General features: G+C 72.8%; 18 protein-coding genes. 13 read left to right on the plus strand and 5 right to left on the minus strand.

Going from position 1 to position 18,157, the window contains the following annotated elements:
- Positions 1 to 234 precede the first annotated feature (234 nt).
- Positions 235 to 1,575 carry a transcriptional regulator gene (locus OG899_RS22015; RefSeq protein WP_125499419.1) on the plus strand — a complete coding sequence of 447 codons (1,341 nt, stop codon included), beginning with the start codon at positions 235 to 237 and terminating at the stop codon, positions 1,573 to 1,575.
- Positions 1,576 to 1,716: 141 nt separating this feature from the next.
- Here OG899_RS22015 and OG899_RS22020 read toward each other — a convergent pair whose 3' ends face one another.
- Entirely contained in the window at positions 1,717 to 2,577 is an 861-nt protein-coding gene (locus OG899_RS22020; protein WP_125499418.1) for a 3-hydroxybutyryl-CoA dehydrogenase, read from the minus strand.
- A gap of 179 nt (positions 2,578 to 2,756) precedes the next feature.
- On the opposite strand from OG899_RS22020, the gene OG899_RS22025 reads away from it, so the two are divergent.
- Entirely contained in the window at positions 2,757 to 3,995 is a 1,239-nt protein-coding gene (locus OG899_RS22025; protein ID WP_189427740.1) for a glycoside hydrolase family 10 protein, read from the plus strand.
- A 78-nt stretch (positions 3,996 to 4,073) separates the two neighbouring features.
- Here OG899_RS22025 and OG899_RS22030 read toward each other — a convergent pair whose 3' ends face one another.
- Together OG899_RS22030 and OG899_RS22035 are read right to left on the minus strand one after the other, a co-directional pair.
- Positions 4,074 to 4,280, minus strand: a complete 207-nt coding sequence (locus tag OG899_RS22030) for a DUF1918 domain-containing protein (RefSeq protein ID WP_125499416.1) — start codon at positions 4,278 to 4,280, stop codon at positions 4,074 to 4,076.
- A 295-nt stretch (positions 4,281 to 4,575) separates the two neighbouring features.
- Complete coding sequence (locus OG899_RS22035) at positions 4,576 to 5,019, minus strand: DUF6314 family protein (protein ID WP_125499415.1); 444 nt, start codon at positions 5,017 to 5,019, stop codon at positions 4,576 to 4,578.
- Positions 5,020 to 5,220: 201 nt separating this feature from the next.
- Between OG899_RS22035 and argC the strand changes: the two genes are divergently transcribed.
- The 8 genes from argC to OG899_RS22075 all read left to right on the plus strand — a co-directional run bounded on the left by argC (position 5,221) and on the right by OG899_RS22075 (position 14,058).
- Positions 5,221 to 6,249: an N-acetyl-gamma-glutamyl-phosphate reductase gene (gene argC, locus OG899_RS22040; protein ID WP_125499414.1), complete on the plus strand. Its 1,029-nt coding sequence runs from the start codon at positions 5,221 to 5,223 to the stop codon at positions 6,247 to 6,249.
- Positions 6,246 to 7,397 carry a bifunctional glutamate N-acetyltransferase/amino-acid acetyltransferase ArgJ gene (argJ, locus tag OG899_RS22045; RefSeq protein WP_125499413.1) on the plus strand — a complete coding sequence of 384 codons (1,152 nt, stop codon included), beginning with the start codon at positions 6,246 to 6,248 and terminating at the stop codon, positions 7,395 to 7,397. Before argC ends, argJ begins: the two co-directional genes overlap by 4 nt.
- On the plus strand, positions 7,394 to 8,299 hold the full coding sequence (gene argB, locus OG899_RS22050; RefSeq protein WP_125499412.1) for an acetylglutamate kinase: 906 nt from the start codon (positions 7,394 to 7,396) through the stop codon (positions 8,297 to 8,299). The genes argJ and argB overlap by 4 nt, the downstream gene beginning before the upstream one ends.
- Positions 8,296 to 9,498, plus strand: coding sequence for an acetylornithine transaminase (locus OG899_RS22055; protein ID WP_125499411.1), 1,203 nt, complete (start codon positions 8,296 to 8,298; stop codon positions 9,496 to 9,498). The genes argB and OG899_RS22055 overlap by 4 nt, the downstream gene beginning before the upstream one ends.
- A gap of 19 nt (positions 9,499 to 9,517) precedes the next feature.
- Entirely contained in the window at positions 9,518 to 10,060 is a 543-nt protein-coding gene (locus OG899_RS22060; RefSeq protein WP_125499410.1) for an arginine repressor, read from the plus strand.
- Positions 10,061 to 10,282: 222 nt separating this feature from the next.
- Complete coding sequence (locus OG899_RS22065; RefSeq protein WP_185867924.1) at positions 10,283 to 11,476, plus strand: argininosuccinate synthase; 1,194 nt, start codon at positions 10,283 to 10,285, stop codon at positions 11,474 to 11,476.
- A 126-nt stretch (positions 11,477 to 11,602) separates the two neighbouring features.
- Positions 11,603 to 13,030, plus strand: a complete 1,428-nt coding sequence (gene argH, locus OG899_RS22070; RefSeq protein WP_125499408.1) for an argininosuccinate lyase — start codon at positions 11,603 to 11,605, stop codon at positions 13,028 to 13,030.
- A 56-nt stretch (positions 13,031 to 13,086) separates the two neighbouring features.
- Positions 13,087 to 14,058: an aldo/keto reductase gene (locus tag OG899_RS22075; protein WP_125499407.1), complete on the plus strand. Its 972-nt coding sequence runs from the start codon at positions 13,087 to 13,089 to the stop codon at positions 14,056 to 14,058.
- Between the two features lie 124 nt (positions 14,059 to 14,182).
- Here the strand turns inward: OG899_RS22075 and OG899_RS22080 are convergent, their stop codons facing one another.
- Complete coding sequence (locus OG899_RS22080) at positions 14,183 to 14,854, minus strand: 1-acyl-sn-glycerol-3-phosphate acyltransferase (RefSeq protein ID WP_125499406.1); 672 nt, start codon at positions 14,852 to 14,854, stop codon at positions 14,183 to 14,185.
- A 336-nt stretch (positions 14,855 to 15,190) separates the two neighbouring features.
- Here OG899_RS22080 and OG899_RS22085 point away from each other — a divergent pair, with 336 nt between their 5' ends.
- The 3 genes from OG899_RS22085 to OG899_RS22095 all read left to right on the plus strand — a co-directional run bounded on the left by OG899_RS22085 (position 15,191) and on the right by OG899_RS22095 (position 17,628).
- Positions 15,191 to 16,432, plus strand: a complete 1,242-nt coding sequence (locus OG899_RS22085) for a glycerophosphodiester phosphodiesterase (RefSeq protein WP_168130737.1) — start codon at positions 15,191 to 15,193, stop codon at positions 16,430 to 16,432.
- Positions 16,433 to 16,578: 146 nt separating this feature from the next.
- A complete protein-coding gene (locus OG899_RS22090) occupies positions 16,579 to 17,085 on the plus strand; it encodes an RNA polymerase sigma factor (RefSeq protein WP_125499405.1) in 507 nt (168 codons plus the stop codon).
- A 45-nt stretch (positions 17,086 to 17,130) separates the two neighbouring features.
- On the plus strand, positions 17,131 to 17,628 hold the full coding sequence (locus OG899_RS22095; RefSeq protein WP_125499404.1) for a GNAT family N-acetyltransferase: 498 nt from the start codon (positions 17,131 to 17,133) through the stop codon (positions 17,626 to 17,628).
- An 82-nt stretch (positions 17,629 to 17,710) separates the two neighbouring features.
- On the opposite strand, the gene OG899_RS22100 is transcribed toward OG899_RS22095, so the two are convergent.
- Positions 17,711 to 18,145, minus strand: a complete 435-nt coding sequence (locus tag OG899_RS22100) for a hypothetical protein (RefSeq protein ID WP_125499429.1) — start codon at positions 18,143 to 18,145, stop codon at positions 17,711 to 17,713.
- Between the last annotated feature and the right edge of the window lie 12 nt (positions 18,146 to 18,157).

Consider the following 18,157-nt stretch of genomic DNA (forward strand, 5'->3'; position numbering starts at 1 on the left):
ACGGCGTGCCGGGCAGGCGGCGGGGCGGACGGCGCGGGCCGGGGCCGCCGCAGTGTCACGAGGGGGGAGCCGGCGGCCCCGGCCGCCTCCTTGACGAGGCTCCCAGTCAACCGGACGGCGGCGCCGGGCACCAGCGCGCACACCGTACGCGTGCAAGTGCCGCGTTCACACCCCGTGTGAAGCGTGTCGCACTACGCTGTCGGAACGAGCCCGAGGCACCCGGGGGGGCCCGACATGCAGCCGAACACTCTGCTGGACGCCGTCCTGGCCGAGGCCGGCATGTCGCACGCCGGTCTGGCCGCCCACGTCAACGCGGCGGGACGGGCGCGCGGCCTGCGGCTGAGGTACGAACACACCGCCGTCGCCCGGTGGCTGAAGGGGCAGCGGCCGCGCGGGCAGGTGCCCGACCTGATCTGCGAGGTGCTGACCGCCCGGCTGCGCCGGCCCGTCACCCTCGACGACATCGGCCTGGGCGTGTCCGGCGAGCCGGCCGGTGCGCACACCGGATCGCTGACCGGGTTCGTCGAGCGCGCCACCGCCCTGTGGCGCTGCGACGAGCAGCAACGCCCCGGCGTCCGCGCCGTGCCCGCGGTCACCGGCACCCCGGCGGTGATGCCGGTGTGGGAGTGGGAGAACCCGCCCGAGGACGCCGACGTCTCCCGCGAGGGACGGCACCGGGTCACCGACGCCGACATCGCGCTGCTGCGCGCCGCCCGCACGCACTACGAGCAGATGTACCGCAAGACCGGCGGGGTGGCGACCCGCGGCCGCGTCGTGGGTTTCCTCAACGCCGAGGCCGCGCCGCTGCTGCGCGGCGGCTACACCGACGCCACCGGCAGGCTGCTGCACCGGGCCACCGCCGCCCTGGTGGCGATCGCGGGGATCTGCGCCTACGACTCCGACGCGCACGGCCTGGCCCAGCGCTACTTCCACCAGGCGCTGCGGCTCGCCAAGGCCAGCGGCGACCGCGCCCTGGGGGCCTACGTGATCGCCCTGCTGGTCAACCAGTCGCTGTTCCTGCGCGAGCACCGGCAGGCCATCGCCTTCGCCGAGGCCGCGCTGCGCGCCGCCGGAGCGGACCTCACCCCGGCGCTCGCCTCCGACCTGCACGCCATGCAGGCCAAGGCGTACGCCCGGCTCGGCGACGGGACGAACGCCCGGGTGTGCATCCGACGGGCCGAGGACGCCGCCGCCCGGATCCGGCGCGGCAGCGAACCGGAGGAGACCGGCTACGTCCAGCCCGGCCTGATCGACGTGCAGGTGGCGGAGGCACTGCTCAGCCTGGGCGACCTGCGGGCCGCCGGGGAGCACGCGGCGGCGGCCGTGGACCGTCCGGCGCACGACCGGGGCCGGGTGCACCGGCTGGCCCTGCTCAGCGAGATCGAACTGCGCCGCGGCAACGCCGACACCGCGGCCGTCACGGCCGTGCGGATGGCGGAGCAGGCCCGCGGCATGGAGTCCCGGCGGGTGCGGGACCGGCTGCGCACGGTGCGCGAGCAGCTGGTGCGCAGCGGCTGCGCCGGCACCGCGGAGGCTGCCGAACTCATCGACGGCGCCCTGCGGGTGCCGATGTGACGACGCCCTGCGGGTGCCCATGCGACAGGGCAGCCGATGCGACGGGTGCACGCATCGGACAGGGGGTACCGATGACAGGGCCGCCGACACGACGAGGGCCGCCGCCCGCACCGGGGCGGCGGCCCTGTCACCGCTCGTGTCTCAGCCGTAGGTGTAGAAGCCCGACCCGGTCTTGCGGCCCAGCCGGCCCGCGTCGACCATGCGCTGCAGCAGCGGGGGAGCGGCGTACAGCGGCTCCTTGTACTCCTCGTACATGCTCTGGGCGACGGAGGCGACCGTGTCCAGGCCGATCAGGTCGGCCAGCTTCAGCGGGCCCATCGGGTGGGCGCAGCCGAGCTCCATGCCGTTGTCGATGTCCTCGCGGCTGGCGATGCCCGACTCGAACATCCGGATCGCGGAGAGCAGGTAGGGGATCAGCAGCGCGTTGACGACGAAGCCGGAGCGGTCCTGGGCGCGGATGGCGTGCTTGCCCAGCACCTTCTCGGCGAACAGCTGCGCCCGGCTCAGCGTGCCCTCGGAGGTGGTCAGCGCCGGGATCAGCTCGACCAGCTTCTGCACCGGGGCCGGGTTGAAGAAGTGGATGCCGATGACCTGGTCCGGGCGCGCGGTGGCGACGGCCAGCTTCACCAGCGGGATCGAGGAGGTGTTGGAGGCCAGGATCGCGTCCGGTCGAGCCACCACCTGGTCCAGCACCTGGAAGATCTCGGTCTTGACCTGCTCGTTCTCCACCACGGCCTCGATCACCAGGTCGCGGTCGGCGAACTCGCCGAGGTCGGTGGTGAAGCTCAGGCGCCCCTGGGCGGCCTCCAGCTCCTCCTCGGTGATCTTGCCCCGCTCGTGCGCCTTGGCCAGGGAGTTGAACAGCCGGGTCCGGCCGATCTCCAGAGCCTCACCGGTGGTCTCGGCGACCTTCACGTCCAGTCCGGCCCGGGCGCACACCTCGGCGATGCCCGAACCCATCTGGCCGCAGCCCACCACTCCGACGCGTTCGATGTCGGTCACATCGTCCCTTTCCGTTGTTGCGGCGCTGATCTACGGCGTGGCAGGCGGCCGTGGTGAGGTGCCTGCTCCGATCGTGCACGTTACCCCCGTGGCGCCCGTGATCGATCATCCGGGTCGTGCAAGCTGGGCCGCGACACGATCCGTGACGGAACGGATCCGGGGCGCACCGGGGGTGACGGATGGGACGGGTGACGCGGCGGGCGTTCACCGTGGCGGCACTGTCGACGCTGGCCATGACGCCGGGAGCAGCGGCGGCGCCCCCGCCGTCGGGCGGGCCGGCGCGGGCCGCGCTGACCGAGATGCGCGGCATGTGGCTGGCGACCGTGAACAACCGGGACTGGCCCTCGCACCCCGGGCTGAGCGCCCAGCAACAGCGCGCGGAGCTGCGCGCGCTGCTCGACGCGGCGGTGCGCCGCCGGCTCACCACGGTGATGTTCCAGGTCCGGCCGACGGCCGACGCACTGTGGCCCTCCCCGTACGAGCCCTGGTCGCAGTACCTGACCGGCACCCAGGGCCGGGATCCCGGCTGGGACCCGCTCGGGGAGGCCGTGACCGAGGCCCACGCCCGGGGCCTGAAGCTGCACGCCTGGTTCAATCCGTACCGGGTGGCGCTGCACGCCGACCCGTCCCGGCTGGCCGCCGCGCACCCGGCCCGCCGGCATCCGGACTGGGTGGTGTCCTACGGCGGGCAGCTGTACTACAACCCGGGGCTGCCCGAGGTGCGGGAGTTCGTGCAGCGGGCGATGCTCGACGCGGTGCGCCGCTACCCGGTGGACGGCGTCCACTTCGACGACTACTTCTATCCCTATCCGGTGGCCGGCCGGGTCTTCGACGACGACGCCGCCTACCGGCGCCACGGCGCGGGCTTCGCGAGCCGGGCGGACTGGCGGCGGGACAACGTCGACCGGCTGGTGCGGGAGACGGCCGCCGGCATCCGGCGGATCCGGCCGGGCGTCCGCTTCGGGATCAGCCCCTTCGGCGTGTGGCGCAACGCAGCCACCGACCCGCGCGGCTCGCACACCCGGGCCGGTGTGCAGACGTACGACGACCTGTACGCGGACACCCGCACCTGGGTGCGCGAGGGCACGCTGGACTATGTCGTTCCGCAGCTGTACTGGGAGATCGGACACCCGGCCGCCGACTACGCCGTCCTGCTGTCGTGGTGGGCCGAGGTGGCGCGGGGCAGCCGTACCCAGCTGTACGTGGGAGAGGCGCTGTACCGGGCGGGGGACCCGTCGCAGGGCGCGGCCTGGCAGGACCCCGGCGAGCTGTCGCGCCACCTGACGCTGGCGAAGAGCCTGCCGCAGGTGCGCGGGCATGTGTTCTTCGCGGCGAAGGAGGTCGCCGCGGATCCGGCCGGTGCCCTGGCCCGGGTGGTGGCCGACCACTACCGGCAGCCGGCCGTGTCCCCGTCGTGACCGGTGTCCCGAGGCGTCGTGACGGGCGCCGCGACGTCGTGCCCGGGACGGCGGGGCCGCGACGGTGCGGCGCGTGCGTCAGTACTGGGGTTGCCGGTGTTCTTCCTTGTGGCGGACCTGGCAGTCGGGACCGGGGGACATCACGGCCTCGTGTCCGTCCGCGAAACGGACCCGGTAGGGCGGACTGCCCTCCTTGCCCAGGACCTCGACCACCTCGCTGACCTGGTCGTGCTGTCCGACCACCCTGCCGTGCTGGATGAGCTTGTCGCCCACGGTTGCGCGCATGGGGGCCTCCTCACCGATGACGTGAGCAGCGGTCCTCGTCTTCACAGTCTACGGCGCGGGGCGCGGCCGGAGCCGGTCGAAGCGGCCGGGCCACGGGTGCGGTCGGCACCGGAGCAGCACCGGCCGGGCCGCGCCCGCCGGACGACGGTGCCACGGACGAGCACCGGGCCGGGCCACCGCCGGGCGGCCGGCGTCGCATGCCCGCCGAGCACCGACGCCCTCAGTGTGAGCGGGGGCTGTGAGGGCCGCAACCGGCGGGCCGGACGGCACCCGGGACGCAGGTGCGGTGCCCGTGTCAGTCCTCGCGGGCGTAGTCGGTGACCAGCAGCAGGTTCTTCGCCGGGCCGCGCACCCGCCACACCGTGCGCCAGTGGCCGGCGTCGCGCACGGTGAACTCGCCGCGGTACAGGTCGGCCTTGCACGGATGGTCGGCGACGTACCGGCCGGAGGTGAGGTCCAGGTCGTGGAAGAACCGCCCGTCGGCGAACCGGACCTCGGCGGTGCCCGCCACCCGGCCCGGCAGGAACCGCAGCGTCCGTGTCGCCGGCCGGGTCACGCCCTGCCAGGTGAAGGCGCCCGACTCCTCGTGCAGCAGCCCCGGGCCGTCCAGCGGCCGGAAGACGGTCTCGCCCGTGAACGCGCCCTCGTCGCCGCTGTCCAGGTCCCGCACCGACCGTGCCACCCGCCACCGCCCGGCCAGGTGGGCCAGGACATCGGGAACCGGCCAGAACTCGCCCACCGCTGCCTCCGTCTTCCTCGCCGCCCCGCGCACCCCGTGCCCGGGGCGCACACCCTCCTATCTTGCCGTTCGCCCGGCCGGCCGGGTTCCGGCAGGTCGCGTGCCCGCGACCCGGACGGCACCTTCCGGCCGGACGCACGGACGAGCATTGCATAAACGTGCATCGATACGTATAGTCATGCCGTCTGAGGAGGAGGGTTCATGGCTGTACGTGCGGCGGTCGCCGGAGCGAGTGGATACGCGGGCGGAGAGGTGCTGCGTCTGCTGCTCGGGCACCCCGAGGTCGAGATCGGCGCCCTGACCGGCAACTCCCACGCCGGCCGGCGGCTCGGCGAGCTGCAGCCGCACCTGCTGCCGCTCGCGGACCGGGTGCTCGCCGAGACCACGCCCGAGGCGCTCGCCGGACACGACGTCGTCTTCCTCGCCCTGCCGCACGGACACTCCGCGGCGGTCGCCGAGCAGCTCGGTCCCGACGTCCTCGTCGTCGACCTCGGCGCCGACTTCCGGCTGAAGAACCCGGCCGACTGGGAGCGCTTCTACGGCTCCCCGCACGCCGGCACCTGGCCCTACGGCCTGCCCGAACTGCCGGGCGCACGCGCCGCGCTGGAGGGGTCCAAGCGCATCGCGGTGCCCGGCTGCTACCCCACCGCCGCCTCCCTCGCCCTGGCCCCGGCGTACGCCGCGTCCCTCGTCGAGCCCGAGGCCGTGATCGTCGCCGCCTCCGGCACCTCCGGTGCGGGCAAGTCGCCCAAGCCGCATCTGCTGGGCAGCGAGGTCATGGGCTCGATGTCCCCCTACGGCGTCGGCGGTGGCCACCGGCACACGCCCGAGATGATCCAGAACCTCAGCGCCGCGGCCGGCGAGACGGTCACCGTCTCCTTCACCCCCACCCTCGCGCCGATGCCCCGCGGCATCCTCGCCACCTGCAGCGCCAAGGCCCGCGACGGCGTCACCGCCGACGCCGTGCGCGCCGCCTACGCCAAGGCCTACGCCGACGAGCCGTTCGTGCACCTGCTGCCCGAGGGGCAGTGGCCGGCCACCGCCGCCGTGTACGGCTCCAACGCGGTGCAGATCCAGGTGGCCTACGACCCGGCCGCGCACCGCGTCGTCGCGATCAGCGCCATCGACAACCTGACCAAGGGCACCGCCGGCGGTGCCGTGCAGAGCATGAACATCGCCCTGGGGCTCCCCGAGGAGACCGGGCTTTCCACGATCGGAGTCGCACCGTGAGCGTCACGGCAGCCAAGGGATTCCAGGCGGCGGGCATCGCCGCCGGGATCAAGGACAACGGCAACCCGGACCTGGCCCTCGTGGTCAACACCGGCCGCCGCCGCGCCGCCGCGGGCGTGTTCACCTCCAACCGGGTCAAGGCCGCGCCGGTGCTGTGGTCCGAGCAGGTGCTCGCAACGGGCCGGCTCACCGCGGTGGTCCTCAACTCCGGCGGCGCCAACGCCTGCACCGGTCCCAAGGGCTTCCAGGACACCCACGCCACCGCCGAGAAGGCGGCCGAGGTGCTCGGCGTCGGCGCCGTGGAGGTCGCCGTCTGCTCCACCGGCCTGATCGGCGTGCCGCTGCCGATGGACAAGGTCCTGCCCGGCGTGGAGACGGCCGCCGCCGCCTTGAGCGAGCACGGCGGCGAGAAGGCCGCCATCGCCATCAAGACCACCGACACCGTGCACAAGACGGCCGTCGTCACCAAGGACGGCTGGACCGTCGGCGGCATGGCCAAGGGCGCGGGCATGCTCGCCCCGGGCCTGGCCACCATGCTGGTCGTGCTCACCACGGACGCCGACGTCGACAGCGAGCTGCTGGACCGCGCGCTGCGCGCCGCCACCCGGGTCACCTTCGACCGGATCGACTCCGACGGCTGCATGTCCACCAACGACACCGTGCTGCTGCTCGCCTCCGGCGAGAGCGGCATCACCCCGGAGTACGCCGAGTTCGCCGAGGCCGTGCGGGCCGTGTGCGACGACCTCGGCCGGCAGCTGATCCGGGACGCCGAGGGCGCCAGCAAGGACATCAAGGTCGAGGTGATCAACGCCGCGAGCGAGGCGGACGCCGTGGAGGTGGGCCGCTCCATCGCCCGCAACAACCTGCTCAAGTGCGCCATCCACGGCGAGGACCCCAACTGGGGACGGGTGCTGTCCGCGATCGGCACCACCGGCGCCGTCTTCGAGCCCGACCGGCTCAACGTCGCCATCAACGGCGTCTGGGTCTGCAAGAACGGCTCGGTCGGCGAGGACCGGGAGAAGGTCGACATGCGCTACCGCGAGGTGCACATCGTCGCCGACCTCGCCGCCGGGTCCGAGACCGCCACCATCTGGACCAACGACCTCACCGCCGACTACGTCCACGAGAACAGCGCCTACTCCTCATGACCACCACCCGCAAACACACGGCTCTGCCCAAGGCGAAGATCCTCATCGAGGCGCTGCCCTGGCTGACCCGGCACCACGGCAAGATCGTCGTCATCAAGTTCGGCGGCAACGCCATGGTCGACGAGGACCTCAAGGCCGCCTTCGCCCAGGACGTGGTTTTTTTGCGGCACGCCGGCCTCAAGCCCGTCGTCGTCCACGGCGGCGGACCGCAGATCAGCGCCGCGCTGGACCGGCACGGCATCGTCAGCGAGTTCAAGGCCGGGCTGCGCGTCACCACCGAGGAGGCCATGGACGTCGTCCGGATGGTGCTGGCCGGGCAGGTGCAGCGGGAGCTGGTCGGGCTGCTCAACCGGCACGGCCCCTTCGCCGTCGGCCTCACCGGCGAGGACGCCCACACCATGACCGCCACCAAGCACACCCCCGAGATCGACGGCGAACGCGTCGACATCGGGCGGGTCGGCGAGATCACCGAGATCGACACCGGCGCCATCGAGGCGCTGCTCGCCGACGGCCGCATCCCGGTCGTCTCCTCCGTCGCCCGCTCCCAGGACGACGGGCACGTCTACAACGTCAACGCCGACACCGCGGCCGCCGCGCTCGCCGCGGCGCTGGGCGCCGAGACCCTGATGGTCCTCACCGACGTCGAGGGCCTGTACGAGAACTGGCCCGACTCCGACGAGGTGATCAGCCGCCTGACCGCGAGCGAGCTGGAGAAACTGCTGCCGGAGCTGTCCAGCGGGATGGTGCCCAAGATGGAAGGGTGCCTGCACGCCGTGCGCGGCGGCGTGAGGACGGCCCGCGTCATCGACGGCCGCGTCCCGCACTCGATCCTGCTGGAGATCTTCACCGACGAGGGCATCGGCACCATGGTCGTGCCCGACGACACCGAGGGGGAGTCGTGACCGACCGGGACACGAGCGCCGGCCAGGACCTTACCGCGCGCTGGCAGGGCGCGCTGATGAACACCTACGGCACGCCCCGGCTGCCCCTGGTGCGCGGCGAGGGCGCCCGGCTGTGGGACGCCGACGGCAAGGAGTACCTCGACTTCGTCGGCGGCATCGCCGTCAACGCCCTCGGCCACGCCCACCCGGCCGTCGTCGAGGCGGTCACCCGGCAGATCTCCCGCCTCGGGCACGTCTCCAACCTGTTCGTCGCCGAGCCGCCCGTCGCGCTCGCCGAGCGGCTGCTGCAGCTGTTCGGCCGGGACGGCCGGGTGTTCTTCTGCAACTCCGGCGCCGAGGCCAACGAGGGCGCGTTCAAGATCGGCCGGCTCACCGGCCGCCGTCACATGGTCGCCACCCGGGGCGGCTTCCACGGCCGCACCATGGGCGCGCTCGCACTGACCGGGCAGCCCGGCAAGCAGGAGCCGTTCCTGCCGCTGCCCGGCGAGATCACCCACGTCCCCTACGGCGACGCCCAGGCGCTGGCCGCCGCGGTCACCGAGGAGACCGCCCTGGTGATCATCGAGCCGATCCAGGGCGAGAACGGTGTGGTGCCGCCGCCTCCCGGTTACCTCAAGGCCGCCCGCGCCATCACGGCCGCCACCGGTGCCCTGCTCGTCCTGGACGAGGTGCAGACCGGCGTGGGCCGCACCGGGCACTGGTTCGCCTACCAGGCCCACGAGGGCGTGCTCCCGGACGTCGTCACCCTCGCCAAGGGCCTCGGCGGCGGCCTGCCGCTCGGCGCCACCGTCGCCTTCGGCCGCGCCGCCGGTCTGATGCGGCCCGGCCAGCACGGCACCACCTTCGGCGGCAACCCGGTCGCCTGCGCCTCCGGACTGGCCGTGCTGGACACCATCGAGGCCGAAGGACTGCTGGACAACGTCAAGCGGCAGGGCGAACGGCTGCGCGAGGGCGTGACGGCGCTGGGGCACCCGCTGGTCTCCCACGTCCGGGGTGCGGGACTGCTCCTGGGTATCGTGCTCACCGGGCCGCACGCGCCGACGGTGCAGCAGGCGGCCCAGGATGCCGGTTTCCTGGTGAACGCGCCCGCCCCCGACGTCGTCCGGCTGATGCCGCCGCTGAACCTCGGCGACGACGCGGTGGACGCCTTCCTCGGAGCCCTGCCCGGCATTCTGGACAAGGCCGTAGGGGACGGATGATCCGGAGATTGAGACGACGATGAGCCAGGCGCAGGACAACGGGAACGCCACCGCCGGACCGGCCGTGCCGCACACCCGCACCGCACGCCACCGCCGGATCGTGGACATCCTCAACCGGCAGCCGGTGCGCTCGCAGAGCCAGCTGGCCAAGCTGCTCGCCGACGACGGGCTGAGCGTCACCCAGGCGACACTCTCCCGCGACCTGGACGAGCTGAACGCGGTGAAGATCCGCAACACCGACGGCGATCTCATCTACGCGGTGCCCAGCGAGGGCGGCTTCCGCACCCCGCGTGCGCCGCTGGGGGAGTCCGCCAAGGAGGAGCGGATGCGGCGGCTGTCGCAGGAGCTGCTGATCTCCGCGGAGGCCTCGGCCAACCTCGTGGTGCTGCGGACCCCGCCGGGAGCCGCGCAGTTCCTCGCCTCGGCCATCGACCAGGCCGAGCTGCACGACATCCTGGGCACCATCGCGGGCGACGACACCGTGCTGCTGATCAGCCGCGACCCGGCCGGAGGACAGCCCCTGGCCGACCATCTGCTGCGGCTGGCGCAGAACGGGCACTGAGCCCGAGGACCACACGACGACAGACCCGGCCGGCCGGGGCGCGCACGCGCGGGCGGGCGTACCGAGAGCGGTACGCCCGCCCGCGCGTTTTCCGTGGTCACAAGCTGTCCGCGCGCCCGCCGCGCCGTCCCGTCCGCCGATGCGCCCCCGACGCGGATTGACGAACCATGCAGAGTTCTGCATACTCATGCATGTCAGCGAATGCAGTGTGAGGAGAAACCCGTGACCGAGCGCGTCGTACTCGCCTACTCAGGCGGTCTGGACACCTCCGTCGCCATCGGCTGGATCGCCGAGGAGACGGGCGCCGAGGTCATCGCCGTTGCGGTCGACGTCGGCCAGGGCGGCGAGGACCTGGACGTCATCCGCAAGCGCGCGCTCGCCTGCGGTGCCGTGGAGGCCGAGGTCGCCGACGCCAAGGACGAGTTCGCCGACGAGTACTGCCTCCCGGCGATCAAGGCCAACGCCCTCTACATGGACCGCTACCCGCTGGTCTCCGCGCTGTCCCGGCCGGCCATCGTCAAGCACCTGGTCGCCGCCGCCAAGAAGCACGGCGCCACCACCGTCGCCCACGGCTGCACCGGCAAGGGCAACGACCAGGTCCGCTTCGAGGCCGGCATCGTCGCCCTCGCCCCCGACCTGAAGTGCATCGCCCCGGTCCGCGACTACGCCATGACCCGTGACAAGGCGATCGCCTTCTGCGAGGCCAAGGGCCTGCCCATCGCGACCACCAAGAAGTCCCCGTACTCGATCGACCAGAACGTCTTCGGCCGCGCCATCGAGACCGGCTTCCTCGAGGACATCTGGAACGCCCCGATCGAGGACATCTACGAGTACACCTCCAACCCGGCCACCCCGCGCGAGCCGGACGAGGTGATCATCACCTTCGACAAGGGCGTCCCGGTCGCCATCGACGGCAAGCCCGTCACCGTCCTGCAGGCCATCCAGCAGCTCAACGAGCGCGCCGGCGCCCAGGGCGTCGGCCGGATCGACATGGTCGAGGACCGCCTCGTCGGCATCAAGTCCCGCGAGGTCTACGAGGCCCCCGGCGCGATCGCCCTGATCACCGCCCACCAGGAGCTGGAGAACGTCACCGTCGAGCGCGAGCTGGCCCGCTTCAAGCGGCAGGTCGAGCAGCGCTGGGGCGAGCTGGTCTACGACGGCCAGTGGTTCTCCCCGCTCAAGCGCGCCCTGGACGGCTTCATCGAGGAGGCCAACCAGCACGTCTCCGGCGACATCCGGATGACCCTGCACGGCGGCCGCGCGGTCGTCACCGGCCGGCGCTCCGCGCAGTCCCTGTACGACTTCAACCTGGCCACCTACGACACCGGCGACACCTTCGACCAGTCCGCCGCCAAGGGCTTCATCGACATCTACAGCCTGTCGTCCAAGATCGCGGCCAAGCGCGACCTCGCCTGACCCGCGCATCCGCCGCGTGCCCGGCCACGGGCATCCCCTCACGGCACAGCCTGACAGCCGCCTCCTCGCCTGCGCACGGACGGGGAGGCGGCGGCACATCCGCACCTTTTCCTAGGAGTGACCCGAGTGAGCAGCAACAGCGGTGACGTCCGGCTCTGGGGCGGCCGCTTCGCCGACGGACCCGCCGACGCCCTGGCGAAGCTGTCCGCGTCCGTCCACTTCGACTGGCGGCTCGCCCCCTACGACATCGCCGGCTCACGCGCCCACGCGCGGGTGCTGCACAAGGCGGGGCTTCTCACCGAGGACGAGCTGACGAGGATGCTCGACGGGCTCGACCGGCTCGAGGCCGACGTCGCCTCCGGCGCGTTCACCGGCACCGTCGCCGACGAGGACGTCCACACCGCCCTCGAACGCGGCCTGCTGGAGCGCCTCGGCCCCGAGCTGGGCGGCAAGCTGCGTGCCGGCCGCTCCCGCAACGACCAGATCGCCACCCTGTTCCGGATGTACCTGCGCGACCACGCCCGGATCATCGGCGGCCTGATCGCGGACCTGCAGGACGCGCTGATCGGGCTGGCCGAGGCCCACCCGGACGTGGCCATGCCCGGCCGCACCCACCTCCAGCACGCCCAGCCGGTGCTCTTCGCCCACCACGTCCTCGCGCATGTGCAGGCGCTGTCCCGGGACGCCGAGCGGCTGCGCCAGTGGGACGAGCGCACCGCCGTGTCCCCGTACGGCTCCGGCGCCCTGGCAGGCTCCTCCCTCGGCCTGGACCCGGAGGCGGTCGCCCGGGACCTCGGCTTCGAACGCGGCAGCGTCGGCAACTCCATCGACGGCACCGCATCCCGGGACTTCGTCGCGGAGTTCGCCTTCATCACCGCGATGATCGGCGTGGACGTCTCCCGGATCGCCGAGGAGATCATCATCTGGAACACCAAGGAGTTCGGCTTCGTCACCCTGCACGACGCCTTCTCCACCGGCTCGTCGATCATGCCGCAGAAGAAGAACCCGGACATCGCCGAGCTGGCGCGCGGCAAGTCCGGCCGGCTGATCGGCAACCTGACCGGCCTGATGGCCACCCTGAAGGCGCTGCCGCTGGCCTACAACCGCGACCTGCAGGAGGACAAGGAGCCGGTCTTCGACTCCTGTGACCAGCTGGAGGTGCTGCTGCCCGCCTTCACCGGGATGATCGCCACGCTGACCGTGCACCGCGAGCGGATGGAGGAGCTGGCGCCGGCCGGTTTCTCCCTCGCCACCGACATCGCCGAGTGGCTGGTCAAGCAGGGCGTGCCGTTCCGGGTCGCGCACGAGGTGGCCGGCGAGTGCGTCAAGGTCGCCGAGGCCGAGGGCAAGGAACTGGACGAGCTGACCGACGAGCAGTTCGCGAAGATCTCCGCCCACCTCACGCCCGAGGTCCGCACCGTCCTCGACGTGCCCGGCGCTCTCGCCTCCCGCAACGGCCGCGGCGGCACCGCACCCAGTGCGGTCGCCGTGCAGCTCGCGGAGGTCAAGGCGGACGTGGCCGCCCAGCACGCGTGGGCCGACGCGAAGAAGTGACGCCCGGGCATGGCGGGTTACCGTGGGGCGCACGTGTGAACCGAACGGAGCCCGCCATGCCCTTCGCCCGACTCGCCGCAGCCGCCACCCCCCTCAGCCGTCTCGGCCTCGGTCTGGCCGCCGTCGGGCGCCCCGGATACATCACCCTCGGCCGGGACCGCGACCTGCCGGCCGAGCGCACCGTCGACGCCCTGCGCGCCCGCACCCACGAGCTGCTGGACGCCGCCTACGCGCAGGGCGTCCGCTACCTCGACGCGGCCCGCTCCTACGGCCGCGCCGAGGAGTTCCTCGCCGACTGGCTGCGCGCCCGCCCCGAGATCGACGACGTGGTCGTCGGCAGCAAGTGGGGCTACACCTACACCGCGAACTGGACCACCGACGCCGAACGGCACGAGGTCAAGGACCACGGCCTGGCCACCTACGAGCGGCAGCGGGCCGAGACCGCCGCCCTCCTCGGCGACCGGCTCGACCTGTACCAGATCCACTCGGTGACCCCGGACAGCCCGGCCCTGACCGACCGGGCGCTGCACGCCCGCCTCGCCGAGGCCGCCGCCCAGGGCCTCACCATCGGGTTCTCCACCAGCGGCCCCGCCCAGGCCGACGCGATCCGCGCCGCCCTGGAGGTCACCGTGGACGGCGCCCCGCTGTTCCGCACCGTGCAGTCCACCTACAACGCCTTGGAGACCTCCGCGGGCGAGGCGCTCGCCGAGGCGCACGAGGCCGGGCTCACCGTGATCGTCAAGGAGGGCATGGCCAACGGGCGGCTGGCCGGGCCGCACGCGCCCGAGGCGCTCCGGGCCGTCGCCCGGGAGACCGGCCACGGCTGCGACGCGATCGCGCTGGCGCTGATCCTCAGCCGCCCGTGGGCCGGCGTCGTTCTCTCCGGTGCGGCGACCGTCCCTCAGCTGACGTCCAATCTGAGCGCCGCCGCAGTCGAGCTGGACGACGATCATCTGGACCGTCTCGCCCGCCTCGCCGAGGATCCGCGGGACTACTGGGCGCGGCGCGGACAGCTGCCCTGGCACTGACCGCACGTGCCGGCCCCGCACCCCGTACAGGTCCCCTCCGCACACACGTGTGGGGTCCCGTCCGCGACGCGCACGCCGCGGACGGGACCCCACACGACAGCCGGCCCGTGGGGCCGGGACGCCCTCAGGCGGCCTTGGCCTTGGTGGCGTACATGTCCACGTACTCCTGGCCGGACAGCCGCATGACCTCCGCCATCACCGAGTCGGTCACGGCCCGCAGCACATAACGGTCGCGGTCCATGCCCTCGTAGCGGGAGAACTCCATGGGCTTGCCGAAGCGGACGGTGACCTGGCACGGCCGCGGCATGCCCGCACCGCTCGGCTGGATCTTGTCGGTGCCGATCATGGCGAACGGCACCACCGGGGCGCCGGTCATCAGCGTCAGCCGCGCGATGCCGGTGCGGCCCCGGTACAGACGGCCGTCGGGGGAGCGGGTGCCCTCGGGGTAGATGCCGAAGACCTTGCCCTCCTCCAGGATCCGGCGGCCCGTCATCAGCGCGGCCACACCGCCCTTGCCGCCGTCGCGGTCGACCGGGATCATGCCGACGCCGGTGAAGAACCAGGCCATCAGCCGGCCCTTGAGCCCCTTGCCGGTGACGTACTCGTCCTTGCCGATGAAGAAGACCTGACGGTCGCAGACCAGCGGCAGGATCATCGAGTCGATGAACGTCAGATGGTTGCCGGCCAGGATGACCGGACCGTCACCGGGGATGTGCTCCGCGCCCTCCACCCGAGGCCGGAACATCAGGCGCATGACCGGGCCGAGTACTGCCTTCAGGAGCGCGAAGCGGGACAACTGGCCCTCCGGTGTCCAGGAGTCTGTATGAGTCTGTGCAGGTGAGGACGATACTCGGGGCACGGGCCTTCGTGCACGTCGGGCGCACCGGCTCTCACGGACCGTCGACATGCGCTCACCTGCGCGTCGACACCGTCATACGATGCCGGACCGCTCCGGCGCTGTGACGTAGATTACGTGCCGTCGACCCGTCCCGGCCGTGCCCGCCCGCGGCGGTGGGCGGCCATCCGCACGACACCGGCACGCGGCCTGCCGTTCGGCGCGCGGTCTCCCGGATGTCATGCCCACGCACCTAAGATCGCCCCGCACGGACGACACGAGTGGCAGGAGGCGGTCATGGCGATGCAGCAGCCGCAGGAGCACACCGGGACGCACGAGGCCGACGGTGACAGGGTGACGGAACGGGCCGGCCGCGCATCCGGGGTGACGGGGCGCCGGGCGCTGCTGGGCGCCGCGGTGCTCGGGGCCTCCGCCGCCGTCCTCGGCGTGCCCGGCACCGCCACGGCCGCCGGGCACGGGACCACGGCCGGCCACGGGGGCGGCGGACTGGCGGGTCTGCCCGTCCCCACGGTCATCGGCCACCGGGGTGCCAGCGGCTACCGGCCCGAGCACACCTTCGGCTCCTACCAGCTCGCCCTGGACATGGGCGCCCACATCGTCGAGGCCGGCGACCTGGTGCCCACCAAGGACGGCCACCTGGTGTGCCGGCACGAGCCGGAGATCGGCGGCACCACGGACGTGGCCGACCATCCCGAGTTCGCCGACCGGAAGACCACCAAGAACCTCGGCGGGGTCCCCACCACCGGCTGGTTCACCGAGGACTTCACCCTCGCCGAACTCAAGACCCTGCGCGCCGTCGAACGCATCCCGGACAACCGCCCGCACAACACCCTGTACAACGGCCGTTGGGAGATCCCCACCTTCGAAGAGGTCCTGGCGTGGCAGGACGAACATACCCGCAAGCGGGGCCGGCAGGTGTGGATCTACCCCGAGCTGAAGCACCCCACCTACTTCCGCGCCCAGGGCATCGACCTGGAGAAGCGGGTGGCGGCCGTGCTGCGCCGGCACGGCAAGGACAAGAAGAACTCGCCGGTGATCCTGCAGTCCTTCGAGCCGACCAGCATCCAGCGGATGCGCAGGCTCGTGGACAATCCGCTCGTCGTGCTGCTCGACGCCGCCGGCACCCGCCCCTACGACTTCGTCGCCACCGGTGACCCGCGCACCGTCGACGACCTCGTCACCCCCGCCGGCCTGAGGGAGATCGCCGGCTACGCCCAGGGCATCGGCCCGACCGTGGACCTGATCATCCCCAAGGACGCCGACGGCAACCTCACGAAGCCCAGCACCCTGGTGAGCGACGCGCACGCGGCAGGGCTGATCCTGCACCCGTACACGGTCCGCAACGAGAACCCGTTCCTGCCGCCGGCCCTGCGCAAGGGGAGCGACCCCGACGCCTACGGCGACGTGTTCCGCCTCTTCCAGGCGTACTTCGCCACCGGCATCGACGGCATCTTCACCGACAACCCCGACACCGGCCTGCTCGCCCGGGAGGACTTCCTCGCCCGCCGGGGCGCCTGACGCGGTCCGGGAACGGCTCCGCCCGGCACCCCGGCCTCCGGAGCCGCTCCGCGCCGACGTCAACCGGCCGCGCGGTTCGCCCCACACGGGGGTGAATCGGCGGCCGTCCGGGCAACCCGGGCCGGGGCGGCGACGTCGTGCCGCATATGACGCACGACATGCTCGCCGCCCTGCGCCCCCTGCTCCGCGCCGAGGCCTGTGCCGAGGCGCACGCCGCCGGAGCGGAGCCGGGCGACCTGGAGCAGGCGGTCTGGCTGCGCCTGCTGGAGCGTCTGAAGGCGGACGGGCCGCCGCGCGATCCGTACAGCTGGGTGCGCAAGGCGGTCCGCTTCGAGGCCCGCCGCACCCGACGCACCGTCAGCGTCGAACGCCCCTACGGCCAGGAGCCCGCCGACGACAGCGACCGCGGCCCCGAGCAGATGGTCCTGGCCGCCGCCCGCCGCCGTGCCCTGCGCCAGGCGGTGCGCCGACTGCCGGGCCGCTGCCCGCGCCTGCTGGAGGCGCTGCTGTCGCCCCGGGACCTCACCTACCGGGAGATCGCACGGGAGTTGGGTATCTCACAGGGCAGTCTCGGTCCGGAACGTTCCCGATGCCTGGGATGTCTGCGACGTTTGCTGTCGTCGGAGGTTGCGGCCCGCGAAGTGCGGGGATAGGAGAGAGGGACGACCGGTGATCAGGTGAGCGGGAGGCGTGCGCACATGGGCATGAGCGTGACCATCTCTGCGGCGACCGAACAGGACGCGGAGCAGATCCTGAAGCTGCAGTACCTCAGCTTCCAGTCCGAGGCCGCGCTGTACGGGAACTACCGCATCGACCCGCTGGTCCAGAGCCTGGACTCGGTGCGCGAGGAGGTCGCACACGACTGCGTGATCGTGGCCCGGCTCGGCGAGGAGGTCGTCGGCTCGGTCCGCGGACGCGTGGGCGAGGACGGTGCCGCCGTCATCGGCAAGCTGTGCGTCCACCCGCGCCTGCAGGGGCACGGCATCGGCGCCCGGCTGCTGCGCGCCGTCGAGAGCGCGCTGGCCGAGAAGCACGGCGCCACCCGTTTCCGACTGCAGACGGGCCACCGCAGCGAGAACAACCTGCGCCTGTACCGGCGGGTGGGCTACGAGACGGTCGGCACCGACCGGGGCACCGACGGAGTGCCCATGATCGTCCTGGAGAAGCCGGCCGGCAGCTACGCCGCGACGGCGTGAGTCCTGTCCGGGTGCACCGTCCGGGTGTCCACGGGCGATCCGGTGCCCGACGGCCGCGGGTGCCCGGGACGTGCCCGGCGGCTCAGGAGGCGTCCGGCTGCCGCTTGCGCGAGGCGCGCAGCCAGTACAGCGCCGACAGCGGCAGCAGCACCGGGATGAAGATGTAGCCCATGCCGTAGTCCGACCACACGGTCGTGTCCGGGAACGCGGACGGCTCCACCAGCGTCCAGGTCCCGACCGTCAGCACACCCACCAGCTCGGCGGCGCAGCACACCAGCGCCGCCCTGCGGGCGCGCTCGCCGCCGCGCACCAGCGTGTAGGTGATGAAGCCGTAGACGACGCCGGCGAGCGCCGACAGCGAGTAGGCGAGCGGAGCACGGTCGAAGTCGGTGGCGATCTGGTACGCCGAGCGGGAGACCGCGCCGACCACCATCACCCCGTACAGCCACACCAGCAGCACGCCGGGCCCGCTGATCAGCCGGGAGCGCACCGGCCTGCCCGCGGGCTCCTCCCGCATCGTGTTCCCGGC

Source organism: Streptomyces thermoviolaceus, from assembly GCF_045209695.1.
Taxonomy (GTDB): Bacteria; Actinomycetota; Actinomycetes; order Streptomycetales; family Streptomycetaceae; genus Streptomyces; species Streptomyces thermoviolaceus.